The sequence below is a fragment of the Pseudoalteromonas sp. DL2-H2.2 genome (assembly GCF_021532535.1).
In the GTDB taxonomy this organism is placed as follows: Bacteria; Pseudomonadota; Gammaproteobacteria; order Enterobacterales; family Alteromonadaceae; genus Pseudoalteromonas; species Pseudoalteromonas rubra_A.
In genome coordinates, this window is record NZ_JAKGBD010000001.1 from 146,452 (window position 1) to 168,645 (window position 22,194).

Consider the following 22,194-nt stretch of genomic DNA (forward strand, 5'->3'; position numbering starts at 1 on the left):
GGGGGTTGCTTAGTTGGACGACTCAGGTAACCATACGCTGGTGCCGGTGGACGCGATATGATTCATATTGCTTTTTAGCACTTTGTTGCCAACCCGGCTGGAGGTTTCCGGACGACTTACCAGATACCCCTGAACACACCGTATCCCCATCTGTTTAACTAACTCAAACTGGTCGACCTGCTCAACCCCTTCGGCAACAATTTTGAGGTCGAGCTGTGCGCCCAGCTCACTGATGGAGTTAAGGATTTTATAGTATTTGGGGTTGTCTTTAGCCTGTGAAATAAATAGCTTGTCGATTTTAATCACATCGATTGGCAAATCGGCCAGGGTGCTGAGCGAGCTAAACCCGGTGCCAAAATCGTCAATGGCGATGGTGACCCCAGCTGAGCGACAACGTTCAAGCTGTGCAATGATTTCATCACTGGCGGTGATAAGCGTAGATTCCGTGATCTCCAGCATCAGTGAAGTAGGGGGTAAACCGGTTTTTTCTAATGCAGCCATCACCCAGTCAAAAATTGCACGGTGCTTGAGCTGGATCCCGGATACATTCACTGAAATGCGCACTCGCTTCATACCTGCATTGTGCCAGGCGGACATTTGTCGACAGGACTCCAGCAAGATCCAGTCCCCAAGATCCAGGATCAGGTTCGACTCTTCCGCAATGGGAATAAACTCAGACGGGGGGATCAGGCCTTCAATCGGGTGATGCCAGCGCGCCAGTGCTTCAAAGTAGTCAATAGAGCAATCTTCAACGTGAACTATGGGCTGAAATGATAAGTGGAAGTTTTGCGAGGCAATGGCCAGGCGCAGCTCTTCCAGTAGGTAATGGTAGCGCCTGATTTTATTACCCATTTCAGGGGAGTAAACGCGAAAGATCCCACGACCATCTGTTTTAGCACGGTACATAGCAACGTCTGACATTTGCAGCAGTGCATTGGGTGTGGCGGCGCTATCGGGATAGACAGCAATACCGATACTGGCACTGATCTTCACCAACTTATTGCCGAGCACAAAGTCGCGCTCAATCTCGCCAAGTATGGTCTGAGCGACTTCGGTACAAAACCCGGTATCTTTAAGGTCGGGAATAAAAATAGAAAACTCATCTCCGCCAAGTCGCGAGAGGTTTTGATCAAGCCCATGTACGGCATGCAGCGCCTGTAATTGATACTGTCGCACTACCTGACATAAACGCTCTGCAACCTGGATCAATATCTCATCGCCAAAACTATGTCCGAACGAGTCGTTGACTTGCTTAAAACCATCAAGGTCAATAAACAGCAGGCCGCACTTGCTTTGCTGTTGTTCTGCCATTGCGAGCTCATTGCTGATGTGCTCAATATAGGCATGACGGTCTATCAGTTTCGTGAGCTTATCCTGAAAGACATGGCTGTCGGTGTTGATCTTAATGCGTTGAATATTGCTTGCGATGGCGTGCACAGCATGGCTGATCTGGGCAACTGTGCCGCCAATCGGCAATGCTTTGTAATCAATTTCCAGGCCACTAATAATATCTTTGAGGTCCCTGTCAATGTCGGTCAGTGCTTTTGAGCGGGTATGTTGTAGCCTTAACTCACGCAGCCTGGTGAGTGTCAGTATTAGCATGACCATAACCAGTAACAGCAGGACTGGCGAAGAAAACACGCGAGTCATGACCTGTTTAACGGAAGCCGAGGTGGCTTCAGTTTGACTGCGTCGCAGCAGCACGTGTGTTTCTTCGTTAACCTGCAAAAAACGTTGATCCGCCAGCAAGAAAGCGTACCAGGGAATATGTTCCGATTGGGCGCTGATGGGCTGTGTATGTAGCGGTATGGTGGTGCGACCAGTTTGCAGGTCAACCACCTGTTTTGTAAACAGCAAGCTAACGACTATGCTAATCACGACAAAACAGACAATACAGGTTGCTATATTTTTAAAAACACTTTGCATGATTGAGCGTATCCAACTACCTAAAGAAAATCGTCCCTGCCAGGAGCAGTAAGTATACTATAAATAAGCCCTAAGTATGACATGTTTTACACCTAATTCAGGGTGCCATCAATCGCAGCTCAGTGCCTCTGAGTATTGTAAATAATTAATACCGCTTTGCTGTGTTTGAGATCAAGTATCAATTAAATTCACTTTACACGAGAATAGTTCTCACCTAACTTTTTAACAAGTTTTGGCGCGTTTATTGCCCGTATACTAATATACAGGCAGTTGTGCCAGCTTTCTAAGTGAAAATCACCACATTAGTGCAAGGCTGGACTGTCATTGCACTGTAATGAAGCGTACACACTGTACGTAGACAATGAGCAATTATGCTTTGTAGTTTCACAGCATCCGTAAGTCTAGCTGTAACGGGCACGGCACTGTGGCAAGGATAAACAACCTAGCGGTTTTTTGGAGCCCACAATGTTAACTAAGCGTTTTTTCAAAACAAAAAACGAAGCGGAAGTCACGTTTGAAATCATTCATCCTGAAGCGATAAAAGTCGAGCTGGTGGCAGAGTTCAACGATTGGCAGCCTCTAACGATGAAATTCAATAAGAAAGACAAACGATTTAAGCTCAAACACCGCTTACCCACGGGTCACGAATACCACTTTAGATACTTAATCGATGGAGAGCACTGGGATAACGACGACCAGGCCGATGGCTATGTGCCAAATGGCTTTGGTACACAAAACAGCGTCGTTGATACTCACAAGCAGGCCTGATAACAATGCAGGGACTGGAACAGCTGTTCTACTTGCATGGCATAGGCTTTGATTACACCAAATATAATGGTGAGCACGTCTACTTTGACCATGCAACTCGGGTCGACGCATTGCGCTGCTGTGGCGTTGATACAGACGATGAATCCCATATTGCCGAGCTAAACTTTTTACTGGATGTTAAACCCTGGCTTGAGGTTGTCGATGAGGTCGTACTTGCCGAGGCCGAAACCGGGTGCTTTTCGTTAAAAGTGCCGCAAACCGCGCTTCATTCGTCGGTGGTAATTCAAATACCAGACCTCGCTTTGAGCACCAGCTTTGCGCTGTCTCAGGCCGAAGTGTGTGGTGATTATCATTACAATGGACAGATTTATCTGGACCTGAAAGTCAGCGTAGGAGCGCTACCTGCTGGGTATTTTAACGCCCAAATCGAAGGGGTATTTGGCACTAAAACGACGGAACTATGGTCGGTACCTAAACGTTGTTATGCAATAGAGCAAGACGATGTTAAGCGCACAGGCTTATCACTCCAGCTTTATACATTACGCAGCGAACGCAACGCAGGTATGGGCGACTTTCGCGATCTACATCAGGTGATCTCCAGCGCCGCAATCACGCATTGCGACTTCATTTTGCTTAATCCCTTGCACTTACTGTTTGAATCAGAGCCGGAGCGCGCAAGTCCATACAGCCCGTCACATCGTTGCCTGATTAATCCTCTATATATTGCATTAGATTGGGCAATCGACACATTACGCGAAGACTTTCAACTGAGCATAGATGAAGCACTTGGCTCTGCACAAAACGAGTGTGCTCAAAACTACATTGATTACAGTGCGGTTGCGAAAGCGAAATACGCTGTGTTATCGCAATTGTTTGATAAATGCGAAGCTGTGCCGGCTGTGCGCCAAGCTCTGAGCGAGTTCAAGCACGACAAGGAGCAAACTCTGAGCCACAGTGAACTCACTGAGCGTGAGTGGTTTATGCAGTGGCTTGCACATCGTCAGCTCGGAGCTTGTCAGTTACATGCCCGGCAAGAGGGGATGGCCATAGGACTTATTAACGACCTGGCCGTTGGCTGCGCACAAGAAGGCGATGAGTTTACACACAATGAAGCCTTATTTGCCAAAGGCGCAAACGTCGGCGCACCGCCAGACCCTTGGGCTGAAGCCGGTCAGAATTGGGGGTTGCCCGCGCTGAATCCAATTAAAATCAAACAGCACAACTACGCGTATTTTCGCTCACTGGTGCGCAGCAACATGGCATCATTTGGTGCGCTGCGTATTGATCATGTGATGGCAATACGGCGTTTATGGTGGTGTTTTGAGTCGCAGGGGAAGCAGGACGGGTGCTACATCTATTATCCCTTTGAACATTTACTGGCGATTTTAAAGATCGAATCTCATCTGAACCGGGCCATGGTGATAGGTGAAGATCTTGGCATAGTGCCGCCGGAAGTTTCTGCTGCTATGAGTGATGCCAATCTCTACGGCAACATTTTAATGTATTTTGCCAAAGATCATCTGGGCCAGTTTAAGTCAGTCGAGCAGTATCGTGCAGATACCTTACTAATGGTTGCTAACCATGATGTGGCACCGTTTAGCGCTTGGTGGTGCCATACTGACATTAGTCTCAAACAAGATTACCAACTGTGCAGTGAACATGAAGCAAAAGAGATGATCACAGCGCGCGAAGAGGATAAGGCCAGGTTACTAACCTGGCTGGGGCTGGATGGTACGCATGATGCACATCAGCTCAGAGATGCAATCAATATTTACGCTGCCATAGTTAAAAAGCTTGCCGCAAGTCCGAGTAAATTGTTGGCAATCCAGTTGGATGATCTAGAACAACAGCAGTTACCAGTGAATATTCCCGGTACTGATCGTGAGTACCCCAACTGGCGCCGTCGACTGGCAATCCCGGCTGAGCAGACTTTAGAGCAAAACAGTCATTTAATGAAAGAGATAAAAAGGATCAGAGAGCAGGCATGAATTCAGCAAGTAAATCGCCCATTATTACCCATGACTTCGCAGCACAAATTTCGGCCCTGGATAGCGGGTGTTTTCGTGATCCCTTCTCTTTTCTTGGTCTGCATAACAGCGCAGAAGGCTCTGTTATTCGTGTGTACATGCCCGGCGCACTGACAGTGTCAGTCAATGTTGACCACCAAACCAGCGCCATGCAGCGAATTGGTGATTCAGCTTTGTTTGTGCTGGATTTCAGCACTAAGGTGTCCTCAGGATACCATTTGACGATTGAATTTTCCGATACTGTCATTACCACACGCGATGTCTATGACTTTGGTAGTGCGCTGGACGAGTCTGCGATGTACTTGTTCAATGAAGGATCGCTTGAGCATGGTTACTTGCATTTTGGGGCTCGTCCGCTGACTCACCAGGATTGCGAAGGCACGCAGTTTTGCGTCTGGGCACCGAATGCGCGCAGTGTCTCTGTGATTGGCGAGTTTAATCATTGGCAGCCGTGCCAGCACTTTATGCGTTTTCATCCCGCCAGCGGTGTGTGGGATTTGTTTGTGCCACATCTCAAGGCTGAGCAAGGCTACAAATACGCCATCGTCGGTGTGGATGGTGAGGTGACTGAGCGTGCCGACCCTTATGCGGTTAAGATGCAGCAAGCCCCCGGTACCGCCAGTGTGATCCAGCCGGCTCAACAGAGCATGCCGCTGAGTGATGCCGAGCAGACACGGCGTCGTCAGCGCAATGCGATTGATGCGCCCATTGCTATTTACGAGGTGCATTTGGGCTCGTGGAAGCGCCGGGATGATGAGGATAACCGCTATCTGACTTATCGTGAGCTGGCAGATGATTTATTACCTTATGTTAAGGCGCTGGGTTTTTCTCATGTGCAGCTGATGCCGATCAGCGAGTATCCCTTTGATGGTTCGTGGGGATATCAGCCTGTGGGGCTTTTTGCGCCGACCAGCCGTTTTGGCTCTTTGGAGGACTTTCGCTATTTCGTAGCTCAGTGTGCAGAGTTAGACTTGGGCATTTTGATTGACTGGGTACCGGGTCACTTTCCGTCAGATCCCCATGGCTTGCATCGCTTTGACGGTACGCACCTGTATGAGCATGCGGACAGCCGTCAGGGCTATCACCCCGACTGGAACACTTATATTTATAACTACGAACGCCCGGAAGTAAAAAGTTACCTGCTCTCCAATGCCAACTACTGGCTTGATGTGTTTAAACTGGATGGCTTAAGGGTCGATGCGGTTGCCTCTATGCTGTATCTGGATTACTCGCGCAACGATGGTGAATGGATCCCCAACCAGTTTGGCGGCAGAGAAAACCTTGGCGCGATAGACTGCATCAGAGCAGTTAATATCCGCAGCTATGGTCGTCATCCGCACATTATGATGGTCGCCGAGGAATCTACAGCCTGGCCTGGGGTGACTCAGGCAGTGGATCATAATGGATTGGGATTTGGCTATAAGTGGAACATGGGCTGGATGAATGACAGCCTGAGTTATATGCAAAGAGATCCCATTCACAGAAAGTATCATCATCATGAGATGACCTTTTCTATGGCCTATGCTTACTCAGAAAATTATATTTTGCCACTGAGCCACGATGAAGTCGTGCATGGCAAGGGCGCATTGCTGAGTAAAATGCCAGGTGACGACTGGCAACAGTTTGCTAACCTGCGCGCTTACTATGGTTTTATGTACGCACACCCGGGCAAGAAGCTGCTGTTTATGGGCAGTGAATTGGCTCCGCGCACAGAGTGGGATCATAACCGGGGACTGGACTGGTCTTTGCTTGAGTCGCCGCCACATATGGGAGTTTATGAGACAATCAAGGCGCTCAATCACCTCTACCGTGATACACCGGCTTTATATGAGCTCGATAACTCACCATGTGGTTTTCAGTGGATTGATTGTCACAACGGCGAGCAGTCGGTGCTGAGTTTTGCTCGCTTCGGCAAATCCAGTAACGACTTGCTGGTGGTCGTTAGTCATTTTACCCCAGAGGTTTTGCATTGCTATCGTATTGGGGTCCCCCGTGGTGGTATTTATCGCGTGGTGTTTAACTCCGACGACAGCAACTTGTACGGTAGTGGTACAACGCCGGTTGCACACCAACAGCAAATGGTCCAGAGCAAGGCCATCGCCAGCCATGGTTTCGAGCACAGCATTGAAATCACCATCGGGCCATTAAGTACCATCTATTTGCAATATATGAGTGCAGACGCCTGATGTTAACGTCACACCGGGGTCAACCTTCACCGTTGGGTAGCTCACTGCATGATCAGGGCGTTAACTTTGCTGTCTATGCCCCTGGGGCAAAGGAAGTGCAGTTGTGCCTGTTCGATCAAAGTGGCCATAGTGAAATAGCTAAAATCACTATGTATCGCCATGAGGGTGGACTGTGGTCTGTGTTTGTCTCGCCTCTGCGCGCTGGCGCTTTGTACGGATTTCGCGCCGCAGGCCGGTATGCGCCCGAAAAGGGCCAGTTATTCAATCATAATAAGTTGCTGTTAGACCCTTATTGCAAGGATTTTCATGGTGAATTTACCTGGAGTGAACGGCATTTTTGCCATTTACCAGTAGGTACACTCAACTCAAGTGACAATGCCGTCGATATGCCCAAATCTTGCGTGACGGATATTGCCCGATATGAAGGTGCCAGACCGGACATACCTTGGTCAAAAACCTTAGTCTATGAGTGTCACGTCCGAGGTGCCACAAAACAATGTGAGTTTGTGCCTAAGCCCCTGCGTGGCAAGTTTCTGGGTCTGAGTCACAGCAACTTTATAGCACACCTGGCCAGTTTAGGTGTGACAACCATTGAGTTATTGCCTTGTCATGCCTTTATTTCAGAGCAGTTTCTGACAACCAAGGGGTTGAAAAACTACTGGGGTTATAACTCTTTGAGTTTTTTTGTACCGCACAAAGACTTTCTGGTAGACGGGAATATTAGCGAGTTTCAGCAAATGGTTCGCGAGCTTCATCGCGCCGGGATTGAGGTGATCCTTGATGTTGTCTACAACCACACTGCGGAAGGGGGCCTCGATGGACCCACTTTGTCGCTCAAAGGGCTCAATAATACGGGTTATTATCGTATGGTCGGTGAGCAAGCCCAATATATAAACGACACTGGTTGTGGCAACACCCTCAATATTGACGACCCCTATACCCTGAAACTGGTGATGGATAGCCTGAGGTACTGGGTCGAATTTATGGGCGTCGATGGCTTTAGATTTGACCTGGCAACCATACTGGCTCGCACTGAGCATGGCTTTAATTCGCAGCATAGTTTCTTACAGGCGATGGCACAAGACCCCGTGCTTAACAAGGTTAAGCTGATTGCCGAGCCCTGGGATGTGGGTCCTGGTGGGTATCAGTTGGGCGGGTTTCCATCGCCCTGGCGGGAGTGGAATGACAAATACCGGGATACGGTAAGACGCTTTTGGCGTGGCGACGCCGGTACTTTGTCTGAGCTTGCGAAACGCGTTCATGGCTCTCATGAATTATTTGAACATAATCAACGCGGGCCACTCAATTCGGTCAACTTTCTCACCAGCCATGATGGCTTTACGCTTGCTGATTGGGTGAGTTATGAGCAAAAACACAACTTTGCCAATGGTGAAGACAATCGTGATGGCCACAGCGAAAACATTTCATTCAACTGTGGTGTAGAAGGTCAAACTGAGCATCAACACATACTGGCATTAAGGCACCAAATTCAAAAAAGTGCGCTGATTACACTAATGATGTCTAAAGGGGTGCCTATGTTAGCCGCGGGCACTGAAATCGCGCACTCGCAACAGGGCAATAATAATGCGTATTGTCAGGACAATCAGATCAATTGGTTGAGCTGGCCTCAAAGTATCTCTGAGCGTTGCAGTCAAAACCGAAGCGCAAAAGGCGGCTGGAGCAGTGACGAAGCAAGTACCTTGTGCGCCTTAATTGCTCGGCTACAGGAAATACGCTGCCAGTACGCGATATTTCATCACCCGTTTTATATTCACACCCAAGATGAGCGGTTCAATATCAGCTGGTTTAACAAAGACGCACACCCAATGACTGAAGGGGACTGGCACGACAGCCACAATAAAACCCTGATCTATATGTTGACCGACACGCTAAGAAAGCAAAATTTGCTGGTGATTTTACATGCTGGCAGTGACGATGTGGCGGTGAAATTACCTGTGATAGCGGGGATTGTCTGGAGGCTAACACTTAGCTCTGCGCCCCCCACAGAAACCATCGAAGAAGGTCACCAGACCCAATCTCTGAGTGCGCATAGCGCCTGGGTATATCAATCTCATAATGAGGATCTTAAGAATGACTAAGAAAACGTCAAATGTGTGTGTTGTAAAGCATTGGCAGGAAGCCCCAAAACTGGATGAAAGCACGCTGGCTGATGATTTAATGCGGCATTTTTACTACACCTTGGGGCGCGACAAGGTTGGAGATTCTAAACATTATTTGTTCCAGGCACTGGCGTTGACGGTCCGGGATCGTCTAGTTGCAAGGTGCAGGGCAACCAATCAGTATCTGGCTGACAACCAATGTAAACGGGCGGCCTATTTATCCCTTGAGTTCTTAATGGGCAGGGCTTTGGGCAACGCGGTACTGAGCCTGGATCTGGAAAAGCAAACCCGAGAAGCGCTCAAAGAGTATTGCACTGAGTTTGAGTACGTCGAGCAGGCTGAACATGATGCGGGCCTGGGTAATGGTGGTTTGGGTCGTCTGGCAGCCTGTTTTTTGGATAGCTGTGCAACACTCGGATTGCCTGTTATTGGCTATGGGATCCGCTATGAATACGGCATGTTCAATCAGTCACTGGATCAGGGCTTTCAGGTCGAGCAGCCAGATAACTGGTTACGTGAAGGACACCCTTGGGAAATGCCGGCACCAGAGCAAGCCAGAGTGATCAAGTTTTTTGGTCAGGTTGAGGCGCATCAGGACAAACAGGGTCGTACTCATCGTATGTGGGTGAATACGCAGGATGTGCTGGCGGTACCTTATGATGTGCCTATTCCAGGGTATCGAAATGGCGTTGTGAATACACTCAGATTGTGGAAGTCAGAGGCGACGGACGAGTTTAATTTGAAGGAGTTCAACGCCGGTAGTTATTCCGAAGCCGTTGCGAAGAAAAACCTGGCCGAGCAAATCACTATGGTCTTGTACCCCAATGACAGCAGTGAAAATGGTAAAGAGCTAAGACTCAGACAGCAGTATTTTCTGTCCAGTGCCAGCTTGCAGGACATACTACATCAGTGGGTTGAGCAGCATGGCTCGGACTTTAGTGGTTTTGCTGACTTGCATGTTTTTCAACTCAACGATACGCACCCAAGCATAGCAGTCGCTGAACTGATGAGGCTGCTGGTGGATGAGCATGAGCTTGAGTGGGAGCAAGCCTGGGCTATTACGACCTCAACTATGGCATACACCAACCATACTTTGCTGCCTGAGGCACTAGAAAAATGGTCTGTGTCTTTGTTTGCCCGTCTGCTGCCGAGATTATTAGAAGTCATCTACGAAATTAATGCGCGCTTTTTGTCGGAGGTGGCACTGATGTGGCCCGGAGATATGGAAAAGCAACGTGCGCTGTCTTTGATAGAAGAAGGCGACCATCCGCAGATCCGCATGGCTTATCTGGCGATTGTAGGGAGCTTTTCGGTTAATGGTGTGGCGGCGCTGCACACTGAGTTACTTAAATCGGGGCTGTTCCATGATTTTTACCAGCTCTGGCCTGCCAAATTTAACAACAAAACCAATGGCGTTACCCCCAGACGCTGGCTAGCTTATTGTAACCCTTCTCTGGCGGAGTTAATTACCAGCAAAATTGGCGAGACTTGGCAAGCGGATTATGCCGAAATCAAGGCGCTGCGGCGTTATTACGATGACAGAGCTTTTCAGAGCCAGTGGCAAGCAGTCAAGCAGGGTAATAAAGAAAAACTCGCAAAACTGGTGCAGGCACGCTGTGATGTGGAGTTCGATCCCAGCATGATGTTTGATGTTCAGGTCAAGCGCATCCACGAATACAAACGCCAGCTGCTCAACATCCTGCATGTGATTTCATTGTACGACCGTATTCGCCGTGGTGAAACCCAGGGCATGGTGCCACGCTGCGTCTTGTTCGGCGGCAAGGCGGCCCCCGGCTATGCTATGGCCAAGCTGGTCATCAAGCTGATTAATAACGTGGCAAACGTAGTCAACAAAGATGCCCAGGCCAGAGCGCTTTTGAGAGTCGCATTCTTCCCAAACTACAATGTCACCGCGATGGAAACCATCTGCGCCGCAACCGATCTGTCTCAACAAATCTCGACGGCAGGTAAAGAAGCCTCAGGCACGGGCAATATGAAGTTCATGATGAATGGGGCACTGACCATAGGCACGCTGGATGGCGCTAACATTGAGATTAGAGAGCAGGTGGGGGCGGATAACTTTTTTCTGTTTGGTGCCACCGCGCAACAAGCCGACGAAGTACGTCAGCACTATGATCCTAATGCCATTATTCAATCCAGCCAGGCACTAAGCAATACCATGGCGCTGCTGGAAAGTGGCCACTTTAATTTATTTGAGCCCGGAATTTTCAACGACATCATTGCCGCCATTCGTAGCCCTCACGATCCCTGGTTGGTTGCACACGACTTCGACAGTTATCTCGAAGCGCAACAACGTGCCGCAGAAACCTATCAGGATCAGTCCCAGTGGTTGCGTATGAGCATACTTAACACGGCCGCTAGTGGCAGTTTTTCTAGCGATCGCACTATTCAACAATATTGTGACGATATTTGGCGCTTAACCCCAATGCAGTAGATCGTAGATAGACTTTTTAATGGAGATAATGAATGCCCAGTTATGCAAACCGATATATTAGTAACCTGACCAGAGAAACCTATGCACTGATCCTGGCGGGTGGTCGTGGTAGCAGGCTGCATGAGCTGACCGACTGGAGAGCAAAGCCCGCGGTATATTTTGGAGGCAAACACAGAATAATAGACTTTCCGTTATCAAATTGTATTAACTCGGGTATTCGCCGGGTTGGCATAGCAACACAGTACAAGTCGCACTCTTTGATCCGCCATGTTAATCGCGCCTGGGGTCATTTTAAGAAAGAGCTGGGAGAATCGGTCGAGATTTTGCCGGCCTCTCAGCGCTATGGAGATGAGTGGTACTGTGGTACCGCAGATGCGGTATTCCAGAATATGGATATCATTCGTCACGAGTTACCTAAGTACGTCATGATCTTGTCCGGTGACCATGTCTACCGAATGGACTACGGTGCGCTGTTGGCTAAGCATGTCGAAACCGGTGCGGATATGACGGTATGTTGTATTGAAGTGCCCTGTGAGGATGCGGCAAATACCTTCGGGGTTATGACCGTTGATGAAAACAAGCGGGTGCGTCGCTTTGATGAAAAGCCAGCAGCACCGAGCGAAATCCCAGGTAAACCGGGGGTATGCCTGGCGTCAATGGGCAACTATGTCTTCAATACTGAGTTTCTATTTGAACAGTTAAAGGAAGACGCTGAGCGCGAAGGGTCTGGTCGCGACTTTGGCCATGATATCATCCCGGCTATTATTGAAGAGCATAATGTATTTGCATTTCCATTTCGTGATCCCAGCCATCCAGGCCAGCCTTATTGGCGTGACGTTGGTACCATAGATTCATTCTGGGAAGCGAATATGGAGTTGGTGTCGCCTCAGCCTCAGCTTGACTTGTACGATCCGAGCTGGCCAATCTGGACTTATCAGGAGCAATTGCCGCCAGCAAAATTCATTTTTGACGACGACGAGCGGCGCGGCATGGCGGTCGACTCTACCGTCTCTGGTGGGTGTATTATTTCAGGCTCCAGAGTACGTAAATCTCTCCTATTTTCAAATGTTCACGTGCATTCGTACTGTGAAATTGGTGGGGCAGTTGTGCTGCCAGGTGTGGTGATAGAGCGTCATTGTCGGATCCGAAATGCGATTATTGATCGTAGCTGTCATATTCCTGAAGGAATGGAAATAGGCTATGACCAGGCGAACGATAAAAGAAACGGTTTCAGAGTCTCTAAAAACGGCATAGTGCTGGTGACCCGTGATATGCTAGCCGCATTAGAAAAGCAACAGCAGCTGTTGGCGGGTCAAAACCAGGAAACGGCGTAAAGGGACAAACATGCATGTAGTTATGGTGGCAGCGGAAAACGACCGTCTGCCAAGTTGTAAAGTCGGTGGTGTTGCGGATGTGATCCGCGACATTCCTTATGCACTGGCAGAGCAGCAGGTCCGCTGCTCTGTGATTGTGCCAGATTATGGTCAGTATGCACTGAACCGTGAATTTGTTGCAGACATTGCGGTGCCATTTAAGCAGCACTTAGAAACAGCAACTTTATGGCGGGTGGCCAGCGACTCAGGTGTTGAACAATATGTGGTCTCTCACTCATTGTTCTCGCACCACGGTGGAGCTATTTATTGTAATGATGGCGACCAGCCGTTTGCGACAGATGCGAATAAGTTTGCACTGTTTTGCGCTGCGGTGAGTGAGCTGTTAGAACATCAGATGATAGGGCCGGTTGATATACTGCATTTGCACGACTGGCATGCGGCTGTGGTGGCGGTACTGAAAACCTTCAGCCCCCGGTTTGTGAATCTAAAGCAAATTAAAACCGTCTATACGGTACATAATCTGGCCTTACAGGGGATCCGACCGTTTAAACATGATGACTCCTCTCTGGAATCCTGGTTTCCTACTTTGAGCTATGACGGCAGCCGGATCTGCGACCACATCTACCCACATTGCTTCAATCCAGTGCGCGCAGCAATCAACCTGGTCGATAAAGTACATCTGGTATCGCCCACCTATTGCGAAGAAGTACAGCACAGTAGCGACCATGAAAGCGGCTTTTTTGGCGGTGAAGGGCTCGAAAACGATATGCAGGCAGCTGCCAGGTCAGGCAGGCTGGCAGGGATCCTCAATGGCTGCATCTATCCGGGCCATGAAGAAGCACAAGCGCTTACCTTAAGCGAATATTGTGATTTGGCTGAGCAATCGTTATTTGTCTGGATGTCTAACGGGGGAGCGCTGAAGCCGGCTCATTATATTGCCCATCAAAGGGTCATTCAGTGGCGTCAGCAATCGACGTTTCGCCGTCCACTGGTGACCAGTGTTGGGCGTTTGACGGATCAAAAAGCCCTGCTACTGAGACAGCCAAAAGATGGTCAGCTCATTTTAGATAGTGTAGCGGCCTTAGTTAATGAGTACGGCGGGGTGCTGGTTATTTTGGGCTCTGGTGATCCGCATCTTGAGTATCTGTTTACTCAGGTTATGGCAAGAAACGATAATGTCTTGTATTTACAAGGGTATGGACAGGCATTGGGCGATCATTTGTATGATCTCGGAGATTTGTTCCTGATGCCCAGCTCGTTTGAGCCTTGTGGTATTAGTCAGATGCTGGCAATGCGTGCGGGCCAACCTTGTCTGGCCCATCAGGTTGGTGGACTTAAAGATACCATTGACCACGAGCACACCGGGTTTTTGTTTGCTGGCAGGACGCTGGAGGAACAAGCGCAGCAGCTGCTGGAGAGTTTACGCCAGGCGCTCGATATTCACCGTAATGAGCCCCAAAGATATCTTGAAATTAAGGCCAATGCGGGAGCGGAGCGTTTCAGTTGGGATACCATTGCCAGCCAGTATATCGAAAAATTGTATGGGTAGGTGTTTGCCTGCTCGCTCAGCTATCGACTATTCTAATACATTAATGTTTTAGTTTGATGTTTTTTCTAATGAAATGGGGTTAAAATATTCCCCATTAAGACAAACTAATAAAACAAAAGTGCTATTAATTGAGCAGTAGATAGCTGGGAGCAGTGATTTGAAAGTGTTTGTGGCAAGGCAGGCCATCTTTAATCGGAAGAAACAGGTGGTTGCGTATGAATTGCTGTTTCGAGATGGTAAACAAAATTGCTTCCCCAACATTGCTGATGATGCCGCAACGGCGCGACTGATTATGGATAACCAGCTCAATCTGGGTACACGTTATCTGACATCGGGTAAAAAAGCCCTGATCAACATCGGCGAAGAATCTCTTAACCAGGAGCTTGCCCAGTTTTTGCCCAGCAGTGATGTGATCCTGGAGCTGCTGGAGACCATTCCCCCGACAAAAGACAATTACGAGCGGGTCAGGGCACTGTTCCATAATAATTATCGCCTGGCCCTGGACGATTTCACTTACTCGAAAGACTGGGAGCCGTTTCTTAAGCTGGTGCGCCTGATCAAGTTTGATTTAGTCGAGAGCCCGCTGGAGACAATCGCGCCACTGGTGGAGCAGCTAAAAAAGCGCAAAAACCTTAAGTTATTGGCTGAAAAAGTAGAGACAGAAGACGAGTTCATCGAAGCGAAAAAAATGGGGTTTACCTTCTTTCAGGGGTATTTTTTCGCCAAGCCAACTATGATCTCGCAGCAGGACATTGAAATAAACTACGCCATTGTCATGCTAATTTATGCTGAAGTGTTGAAGCCACACATGAATCTGGGGCGGATCTCTGAATTATTTGCACAGGACACCGCGCTTGCCTACAAGCTACTGCGGCTGATCAATTCCGGTGTTTTCCCTATTAAGAGTCGTATCGAATCCCTTAAGCAGGCGCTGGTCTATCTGGGTAATGAACGCGTACTAAAGTTCGTTAATCTGATCATGACAGCCCATGTTGCCACCAATAAGCCCACGGAGCTGACCCGCCTCAGTATTGTTCGCTCGCGGTTTTGTGAGTTAATTGCGCAGCAAATTGCCCCAGGGGTTGCCAGCATGAGCTTTTTGACCGGGTTGTTTTCTTTGCTCGATGCCATTCTCGATAAACCTATGGAATTACTGGTTGGTCGCTTGCCGTTTCCTGAGATTATCCATGATGCATTGCTGGGTAAGCCTAACACCTTATATTACATATTGAATGTGGTCAGGGCCTATGAAAGTGGCAGCTGGTGGGCATTGCAAGAAGCCTGTGCCTTGTTGAACATGGAGGATGACAATCTGCCTGAGTTTCACGCCTCTGCGGTAACCTGGGCTGATATGTACCGTGAACACGTATATTGATGGCTAGAAACCCGTACATTGACAGCGTAAGGGGCTTTGCATTACTCGGCCTGACCCTGACGAATCTGTTTTTTATGGCCAACTTTGCCTATGGTTATGTGCCCCCGGTCAATCAGGATTGGCTTGAATCTGGCTTATCGCTTGTGACCACTGTGTTTGCCGATGGCCGTTTTCGTACCTTGTTTTGCCTGGTGTTTGGTGCTGCGCTGGTAATGCAATACCAGCAGTGGCAAAAGGGCGATGACGCGCTCTTTATGATAAAATCCCGACTGTGTATTTTGGCTGTGTTTGGTGTACTGCACGGATATTTACTGTGGCCCGGAGACATTCTGCTCAATTATGCCTTGTCCGGGTTATTGGCGTTGATGTGGCTCAACGCCAAACACAGGTTACTGACAGCAGCCTTACTGACCTTGCTACCCGTGGGCTTGCTGGTGGTACTTAGCCTGCTTGTTCGTGAGCCGAATATTGACCGCGCCAGCGCCGAGTATGCCACTTTGATTACGTTGATGCCGGTTAATTACGCCGAGCTGCTGAGTCAAAATGTCAGCCACTTTAACATGATGATCTTGCTGATCCCACTCGCGACTTTGTGGAATACCTTAGGGTTGATGTTATTTGGTATGGAGCTCTATGAGCGAGGCTGGTTCAGCGGACAACGCGCTCTGCCGGCAAAATGGGTGTGGATACTGTGGTGTGCGAGTGCGTCAGTGTCGCTGCTGCTGTGGCTCAATCGTGATACAACCACAGGTCAGGTGTTGGAAACCATTAATTGGCTGGCGGCTCTCCCTATGGCGCTGTGTTATCTAATGCTGTTGCAGGCTATTACTGCCAATCTGCCCGGGGTTAGCAAAATACTGGCCATCGTTGGGCGCTATTCTTTGTCGCTCTATTTACTTCAGTCTTTGATTGGTATCGGGGTGTTTCATTTTGTTTTTCCTGCTGCCCGTGTCTTATTCACGCGTCTGGAGTATTTTGTGTTTTTTCTGGCTTTGACCCTGGTTCAGGTGATCTTAGCTATACTGCTTAACAGGGCTAAAAAAACCGGCCCTGCCGAGTTTATATTGAAACGTTGCGTACGGCATCTCAGCCGAGTGTGACATAACGAAAGGCTGTGTATCGTGAAGTTGTTGCAGTGTGTTTTGCTAACCTGTCTGTTGTGTTTTGCCCCTCTGAGCTGGGCAAAGGCCGATTTTTCAGTACTTTTGGTTAATCCGTCTGTGTCAGGCGAGCCGTTTTGGCAGAAAGTTGAGTCTATTGCCAAAGCTGCCAGTAAACAGCTCAATGTTAAGCTCGACGTGATTTATGGTGACGGTAGTCGCTACATCCAGCTGGCAGAGCTGCAAAAATATTTGGAATATCGCGCAACTCCGGATTATGTGGTGTTAATGCTTTATCCGGGCAATGCCGAGCAACACCTGGATCTGCTGGAAAAGTACGGGATACAGTATCTGACCTTAGAGCAAACCATTAGCGGCCCCGAGCAGTCTGAGATTGGCAGACCCGCACAGAGATACAAAAACTGGCTGGGTGAAATTTATTTTGACAATTTTCGGGCCGGTGCCGATCTGGCTCAGGCGTTAACGGAGTCATTACGCGCGAACAATCCTGGGGCCAAACCCCAGTCGATAGCAATCAATGGTCACTATGGCAGCGAGTCTGATGCGCGCAACCAGGGGGCGCAATCGTATTTTGGTAGTCAGGGGGTTGCCCTGCAACAGTCTATTTATGCCAGCTGGTCCAAAACACAAGCGATGGAGAAAACCCAGCGACTGCTAAAACGATATCCGGATACTAATATCATCTGGAGTGCGTCAGATCTTATGGCCATGGGAGCACTCAGTGCGGTAAAACAGCGAGCCGAAAAGGAGCAGGCCTTTGTTGCGATAGGGGGCTTCGACTGGTTGAGTGACACGCTCCGGCTCATAGAGCAAGGCGAGTTACAGGCGTCTGTTGGTGGGCATTTTATTATGGGCGGCCTGGCTATTTTGTCTTTGTATGACAGGTTTCACGGTCATTCCTACTGGCAGGCTCACCAGTCTATTACGTATCCGCTGGAGGTTATCAGTCAGCAAAATGTGCATCGCTACATCTGGCTGGCCGACAAAACCGACTGGACTGGGGTGGACTTTAGTCAATTCAGCCTGCTTAAAAACAAACAGGCGAAATACCTGGTGTCACCAGCATTTTTAGCCAAAGACAATCCCTAGGTTAACTCCACAGGTTTGGCGCTGCGAGAATCAGGCGCTCTTAAGCCCCACAGGCGACGATGAAACATTTCTACTGGCGCAGAAAGTTTGTTACCATGCGCCCCCTGTAACTTGCCTGATAGATAAGCACACCGCACTTAAGCCAGAGTGCCGGGGATCGGGCCTTTGATTATATGCACAGGAACAGATAAGTGCCCCTTTATGAATGAACTTAAGCGATTAAACAAATACATCAGCGAAACCGGATTTTGTAGCCGCAGAGAAGCAGACACTCTGATCAGCGATGGCCGCGTCTCAGTCAACGGAGAAGTTGCCGAAATGGGTCTCAAAGTGAGCGATGCTGATACTATCCTGGTTGATAATAAGCCGCTCAAAGCCAAGCCAAAGCGCGTTTATATCGCTTATAACAAGCCGGTTGGCGTAACCTGTACGACCGAGCGAAAAATAAAGAGCAACATCGTCAGTGCGATTCAGTATCCCGAACGCATCTTTCCTATTGGGCGGCTCGACAGGCCCTCAGAAGGGCTGATATTTCTGACCAATGAAGGCGATATCGTAAACAAGATACTGCGTGCTGGCAATAATCACGAAAAAGAATACGTAGTTACCGTCGACAAGCCTGTTACTGATGCATTTATTAACGGGATGCGCTCGGGCGTGCCAATCCTCGGCACTGTGACCAAAAAATGCTTTGTGAAGAAAACCGCTGCGAAGCAATTCACTATTATCCTTACCCAGGGTCTCAATCGTCAGATCCGACGTATGTGTGAGTACTTTGATTATGAAGTACAAACACTTAAGCGTGTGCGGATCATGAATGTTAACCTCAATGGTTTACGACCCGGACAGTGGCGTCACCTCAGTGAATCTGAAATGGCAGAGATTAATGCGTCTATTGAAGGGTCATCTAAAACCGAAGAAGCTTCAGTGGATCAGCGAAAACGCCCGCAGCGCCAGACGGCAAAGCCGCGACAAACAGAAGCGGATTTAACCGACAGACGTTCCGGAAAAAGGAGCGAACATGAGCACAAGCGTGCGCGGGGCACTAAACCAGGTGCTGATAAAACTGCGCAACGGGGTAAGCCACAAAACCGTTCGGGCGCTAAACCTAAGGGCAGAGTGAAAGGGACCTTGTCTTTGAAAAAATAACTTTGTAACGAAAAAGGGCCGCTCAATGCGGCCCTTTTTGCTATTTGGGTGCTGTTACTTTAAAGAACAGACAATATATCACCGGCAGCACTATCAGTGTCAGCACGGTGGCAAAACCGAGGCCAAACATGATTGTCACGGCCATGGATTTGAAAAATACATCGAACAGCAACGGGATCATGCCCAAAATTGTGGTCACGGCCGCCATAGACACAGGTCGCACACGGCTTACCCCGGAATCGAATACTGCCTGGTAGGGGTCTTTGCCACTATCCAGCTCCAGGTTAATTTGATCCATAAGAACAATTCCATTTTTAATCAACATGCCCGATAGGCTTAATAACCCAAGCAGTGCCATAAAGCTAAACGCTGCCTGGAAAACGACCAGACCTGCGGTTACGCCAATGATGGCAAGTGGTACTGTACTCCAGATAACCAGTGGCTTACGGACCGAGTTAAACAGCAATACAGTGATCATAAACATCGACAAGTAGCCCAGCGGTAACGAGCCAAAAATGGCTTTTTGTGCTTTACTGGACGACTCAAATTCGCCACCCCACTGCATTTCATAGCCCTGCGGCAGCTCGATTGCTTCGATATCGGCGCGTACCCGGTTAAACAGTTTGGCCGGAGTTTCGTTGCCGATCACGTCATGATCTGCCATCACAGTAATGGTGCGTTTTCGGTCGCGACGCATAATAAGGCTGTCTTCCCAGACTACCTCAACGTCATCGAGGATCTGGCCAAGTGGCACATACACATTGAGCACAGGGCTAAATATTTGCAGATCAACCAGGTTTTCAACGCTGCGTCGTTCAACTTCCGGTGCTTTGGCTACGATAGGCAGCATCTTGGTGCCATCTCGATACAAACCCACTTTGTTACCCGACACGCTGGTCAGTAATAACTGGTCGAGGTCGGATTTGCTGATCCCAAGTCGGCGTGCCTTTTGCTCGTTAAAAACCGGCTCCAGTACTTTGGCGCGCTGACGCCAGTTATCGCGAATATTAAACGCGCCCGAGTCCTGTGCCAGAATATTTTTGGCCTGATCTGCCAGCTGTCGCAGTACGACCGGATCTGGACCAGAGAAGCGAGCTTCAATTTTGGCGTCGGTAGATGGACCAATTTCCATGCGCTTCACTTTGAGTTTGCCATCCAGCTCGTTGTGCGCAGCAAAGTCCCGTACTTTCGCAATCATAGTGGCCACCGCATCCCGGTCGCTAACTCGAATGATCAGCTGGCCATAAGAGGCATACTGTTTTTCCGGACTATATGTGAGCATAAAACGCGGTGCACCTTGCCCTATAGTGGTGGTTATCTCTTCAACCAGCTCGTCTGCTTGTAAAAAGGCCTCCAGCTTCTCCAGGTTCTCTGCGGTGCTGCGAATGTCTGCGCCCTGATAATGCCAGTAGTCGACATAAAACATCGGTGTATTGGACGCAGGGAAGAAAGATTGCTTCACAGATTTGAACCCAACCAATGCGCATCCCAGCAATGCCAGCATGGCGATGATGGTGGCCCAGCGGAATCTCAGACACAGGCTGAGCAGGGCCTTGTACGCAGTAAAAATAATGCCCTGATAGGGGTCGTCAGTTTCTTTGCCTTGCTGGATCTCTTCTTTGAACAACATGTTAGCAAAGTAGGGTGTCAGGGTAATGGCGGTAACCCAGCTGAGCAGCAAAGAGATCAGCAATACCCAGAATAAAGACCCGGCAAACTCACCACTGGCATCCGAACTCAGGCCAATTGGCGCAAAGGCGGTAATGCCAATCACGGTCGCGCCTAACAGGGGCCATTTGGTTTGTTCTACAATATTCACTGCAGCTTTGACTTTGCTTTGTCCGCGCTTGAGGTTGATCAGGATCCCTTCAGTAACAACAATGGCGTTGTCGACCAGCATACCCAGTGCAATGATCAGCGCACCCAGGGAAATTCGCTGCAAGTCGATAGCGAACATTTTCATAAAAATGAAGGTACCGAGCACGGTGAGCAACAAGATACCACCGATAAGAATACCGCTTTTTACACCCATAAAGATCAGCAGTACGATGATCACGATAGCCACGGCCTCGAGCAGGCTGACAATAAACCCGTCAACAGACTTTTCGACTTCCTTAGGCTGGTTGTACACCGTGTGAACAGACATGCCCAGCGGGCGCTGATACTCCAATGACGCCAGGTGGCTGTCTATCGCCTTACCGACTTCTACCACATTAACGCCTGAGCTAAATGAGATACCGAGTAATAAAGACTGATCACGATTAAAACGCGTAATATGTGTTGGGATCTCAGCATATTCACGCTTTACCGTGGCTACATCGCCAAGATAGATCAGCTCTTTGGCACCGGGCTTTGAGATCAGCAAGTCTTCCAGTTCAGAAACCTGATTAAACTCGCCAGTAGGGTGAATTCGGATCGATTCGTCACCGACACGGATTTTACCAGCATTGGAAACACTGTTCTGGGTTTGCAGCAGCGAGAAAATGCGGTTATGAGATATGCCCAGCTGCGACAACTTTTGACTGGAGATTTCAACGGTGACCTGAGCCTGTTGCTCCCCGGCTATAGTGACCTTACTGACGCCATCGACCAGTACCAGCTCACGTTTGAGGTAATCAACGTATTCCTTAAGTTCTTCATAGGAATAGCCATCACCGGTTACGGCATATAAGACACCATATACGTCGGCGAAGTCATCCATTACCTTTGGCGCATAGACGCCGGGTGGCAAATTGGGTTTCAGGTCGTTTATTTTGCGTCTGAGTTCATCCCAGATCTGTTTTAGATCTTCTTTGCGGTAGGTGCTTTTCATCTCTACGGTGATCTGCGACTGACCGGGTGAAGAAATAGACGTTACATAATCTACGTACGGCAGACTCTGGATGGCGTTTTCAATGGGATAGGTAACTTCCTCTTCAACCTGTTGCGGAGAAGCGCCCGGATAGACTGTGATCACCATGGCTTTTTTGAGCGTAAATTCAGGGTCTTCCAGTTGCCCAAGTCCAAAGTACGACACAGTGCCCGCCAAAAACAGCAGCAGAGCGAACATCGCACTGATCACTTTATTTTCAATCGACCATTTGGCAAGACTCATT

General features: G+C 48.9%; 13 protein-coding genes. 11 read left to right on the forward strand and 2 right to left on the reverse strand.

The features are described 5' to 3' along the window. Positions 1 to 9: 9 nt before the first annotated feature. Entirely contained in the window at positions 10 to 1,926 is a 1,917-nt protein-coding gene (locus L1285_RS00575) for a putative bifunctional diguanylate cyclase/phosphodiesterase (RefSeq protein WP_235410540.1), read from the reverse strand. A gap of 465 nt (positions 1,927 to 2,391) precedes the next feature. Here L1285_RS00575 and L1285_RS00580 point away from each other — a divergent pair, with 465 nt between their 5' ends. The 11 genes from L1285_RS00580 (at position 2,392) to rluF (ending at position 19,099) form a co-directional block, all read left to right on the forward strand. Next, positions 2,392 to 2,694, forward strand: coding sequence for an isoamylase early set domain-containing protein (locus tag L1285_RS00580; protein ID WP_125718211.1), 303 nt, complete (start codon positions 2,392 to 2,394; stop codon positions 2,692 to 2,694). 5 nt (positions 2,695 to 2,699) lie between these two features. After that, positions 2,700 to 4,682, forward strand: coding sequence for a 4-alpha-glucanotransferase (malQ, locus tag L1285_RS00585; protein WP_235410541.1), 1,983 nt, complete (start codon positions 2,700 to 2,702; stop codon positions 4,680 to 4,682). Further along, complete coding sequence (glgB, locus tag L1285_RS00590) at positions 4,679 to 6,907, forward strand: 1,4-alpha-glucan branching protein GlgB (RefSeq protein WP_235410542.1); 2,229 nt, start codon at positions 4,679 to 4,681, stop codon at positions 6,905 to 6,907. The genes malQ and glgB overlap by 4 nt, the downstream gene beginning before the upstream one ends. Further along, complete coding sequence (gene glgX, locus L1285_RS00595) at positions 6,907 to 9,006, forward strand: glycogen debranching protein GlgX (RefSeq protein ID WP_235410543.1); 2,100 nt, start codon at positions 6,907 to 6,909, stop codon at positions 9,004 to 9,006. The genes glgB and glgX overlap by 1 nt, the downstream gene beginning before the upstream one ends. Continuing rightward, positions 8,999 to 11,482: a glycogen/starch/alpha-glucan phosphorylase gene (locus L1285_RS00600; RefSeq protein ID WP_235410544.1), complete on the forward strand. Its 2,484-nt coding sequence runs from the start codon at positions 8,999 to 9,001 to the stop codon at positions 11,480 to 11,482. Before glgX ends, L1285_RS00600 begins: the two co-directional genes overlap by 8 nt. A 32-nt stretch (positions 11,483 to 11,514) precedes the next feature. Beyond that, complete coding sequence (gene glgC / locus L1285_RS00605) at positions 11,515 to 12,816, forward strand: glucose-1-phosphate adenylyltransferase (RefSeq protein WP_235410545.1); 1,302 nt, start codon at positions 11,515 to 11,517, stop codon at positions 12,814 to 12,816. Positions 12,817 to 12,826: 10 nt separating this feature from the next. Further along, positions 12,827 to 14,365 (forward strand): glycogen synthase, encoded by a 1,539-nt coding sequence (locus tag L1285_RS00610; protein ID WP_235410546.1) that lies wholly within the window; start codon positions 12,827 to 12,829, stop codon positions 14,363 to 14,365. A 157-nt stretch (positions 14,366 to 14,522) separates the two neighbouring features. Continuing rightward, complete coding sequence (locus L1285_RS00615; protein ID WP_235410547.1) at positions 14,523 to 15,740, forward strand: EAL and HDOD domain-containing protein; 1,218 nt, start codon at positions 14,523 to 14,525, stop codon at positions 15,738 to 15,740. Next, positions 15,740 to 16,840 carry a DUF418 domain-containing protein gene (locus tag L1285_RS00620; RefSeq protein ID WP_235410548.1) on the forward strand — a complete coding sequence of 367 codons (1,101 nt, stop codon included), beginning with the start codon at positions 15,740 to 15,742 and terminating at the stop codon, positions 16,838 to 16,840. Before L1285_RS00615 ends, L1285_RS00620 begins: the two co-directional genes overlap by 1 nt. A 21-nt stretch (positions 16,841 to 16,861) precedes the next feature. After that, entirely contained in the window at positions 16,862 to 17,950 is a 1,089-nt protein-coding gene (locus L1285_RS00625) for an ABC transporter substrate-binding protein (protein WP_235410549.1), read from the forward strand. A gap of 201 nt (positions 17,951 to 18,151) precedes the next feature. Further along, positions 18,152 to 19,099 carry a 23S rRNA pseudouridine(2604) synthase RluF gene (rluF, locus tag L1285_RS00630; RefSeq protein ID WP_235410550.1) on the forward strand — a complete coding sequence of 316 codons (948 nt, stop codon included), beginning with the start codon at positions 18,152 to 18,154 and terminating at the stop codon, positions 19,097 to 19,099. A 40-nt stretch (positions 19,100 to 19,139) separates the two neighbouring features. Here rluF and L1285_RS00635 read toward each other — a convergent pair whose 3' ends face one another. After that, entirely contained in the window at positions 19,140 to 22,193 is a 3,054-nt protein-coding gene (locus tag L1285_RS00635) for an efflux RND transporter permease subunit (RefSeq protein WP_235410551.1), read from the reverse strand. Between the last annotated feature and the right edge of the window lies 1 nt (position 22,194).